Raw genomic sequence first — 1,755 nt, forward strand, 5'->3', positions numbered from 1 at the left:
GCGCCGCCGAGGGCGTGGCGCCGGGCGCGGTGGTGGGCGGCGTGGCCGGGGCCGCCGCGTCGGCGATCCAGCCGGCCGCGGCGCCGTCCCCGCCTCCCGCCCCGCCGCCGGGCGGGGTGAACGCGGTGAGGGTGGTCGAGCCGGTCAGGCCCTGGAGCGGCTGCGGGCAGACCGCCGCCGTCCGCTCGACCTGTGCCGTGGTGGCGGTGCCGGCCCCGTCGGCGGCCGGGGCGGCCGGCGGGCGCAGCTCGGCGATGCCGAACACCACCGCGAGCACCGCGGCGGCGGCCAGCAGCGACTGGGTGGTCTTCGTCCTGCCGCCGGCCGGGGCGGCAGCTGCGGCGGGCCCGGCGGTGCCGTCCGCCGGCGCGGGGGCGTCCTGGCCCTTCGACCTCATCGTGAACGCGGGCTTCTTCATCGCGGGTCAGCTCCCCGATCCGTGGTGGTGCGGGTACCGGCCCGGCCCGTTGGGGTTGTTGGGATCATGCGGGTCGTTCGCGTCGTAGTACGCCTCGCCCTGCGGCTGCCCCGGCACCCACGGCTGCTGCCCGTCCTGCTGGTAGGGGTCGTAGCCGTACTGCGCGTCCTGCGGGTACTGCTCGTAGCCCTGGCCGCCGTTCTGCGGGTAGGCCGGCTGCTGGTAGCCGTCGGCACCGTAGCCCTGGCCGCCGCCGTAGGGCGCGGCCACCGGCTGCTGGGCGGTGTAGGGGTCGTAGCTGTACGGGTCGGCCTGCTGGTAGCCCTGGTACGGGTCGGCGTACGGCTCGGCCTCCTGGACGGCGGCGGCCGCCCGGACCGCCTCCACCGGCGGCTCGCCGGCGGGCTGCGCCGGGACCGCCCCCGGGCGGCCCTCGTACACGCCGCCGTCCGCGTCGCCGGCCTCGCCGCCCTCGCGCTCGGCCATCCGGCGGGCCCGGCGGCTGCCGGGGGCGGGCGCCTGCGCCTGGGCGGCGGCCGCCAGCGCGGCGGCGGCGACCACCTCCTCGGGCAGGTCGTCGTCGTTGTGGTTGCGGCGGCCGGGCAGGGCCAGCACCAGGATGGTCAGGCCGAGCAGCACCTGTGCCCAGATCCAGCCGGTGTGCAGCAGGCTGCCCTCGCGGGTGACGACCAGCGTGCCGGCGCCGGCCGGGAGCTTGAAGCCCTGCGCCCAGCCGTCGACGGTGGTGGCCTCCAGCTCGGTGCCGTCCAGGGTGGCCTTCCACTCGGGGGCGGCGGCCTCGGCGAGCCGGAGCACCCGGCCCTCGGGACCGGCCGGGACGGCGGTGTCGATGTCGCGCTCGCCGGACGGGACCACCACCGGGGCGGCGCCCGGGGCGGTGATCAGGGCGCGGGTCGCCGGGGTGCCGTTGACCTGCCAGAGCGCGGCGCCGCCGTCCTGGTTGGCCTTGACCAGGCCGGGGGTGGTGTCCAGGACGTCCTTGAAGGCGCCGATGGCCGGCTGGTCCACCAGCACGTAGGCGATGCCGTAGCCGGCCAGCGCGCCGGCCTGGTCTGCGCCGGAACCGGCCAGCAGGCTGCCGACGACCTTGTTCAGGCCCTCGGTGGTGCCGGTGGCCGGGTCCACGGTGGACTCGGCCTGGCCGAGCGTCAGGCCGGCGCCGCGCACCAGGGTGTAGGTGACCGAGCCGCCCTTCGGGTCGCCGGTGACGACCAGGGTGCGGGCCGACCGGCTGGAGGAAGCCGTTCATCAGCAGCAGGAAGGCGAGCAGCGTGCCGGTCGTGATCGAGCCGCCGATCAGCAGTGCGGTGCCGGCC

1 protein-coding gene and 1 pseudogene are annotated in these 1,755 nt (G+C 77.7%); both read right to left on the minus strand.

What is annotated here, in order from left to right; all coding sequences use genetic code 11:
- A pseudogene (locus tag ABZ885_RS40560) lies at positions 1-418 on the minus strand (hypothetical protein); the annotation flags it as partial.
- A gap of 6 nt (positions 419-424) precedes the next feature.
- Entirely contained in the window at positions 425-1,606 is a 1,182-nt protein-coding gene (locus ABZ885_RS40565; RefSeq protein WP_360200139.1) for a hypothetical protein, read from the minus strand.
- Between the last annotated feature and the right edge of the window lie 149 nt (positions 1,607-1,755).

The organism is Kitasatospora sp. NPDC047058 (assembly GCF_040643935.1).
GTDB lineage: Bacteria > Actinomycetota > Actinomycetes > Streptomycetales > Streptomycetaceae > Kitasatospora.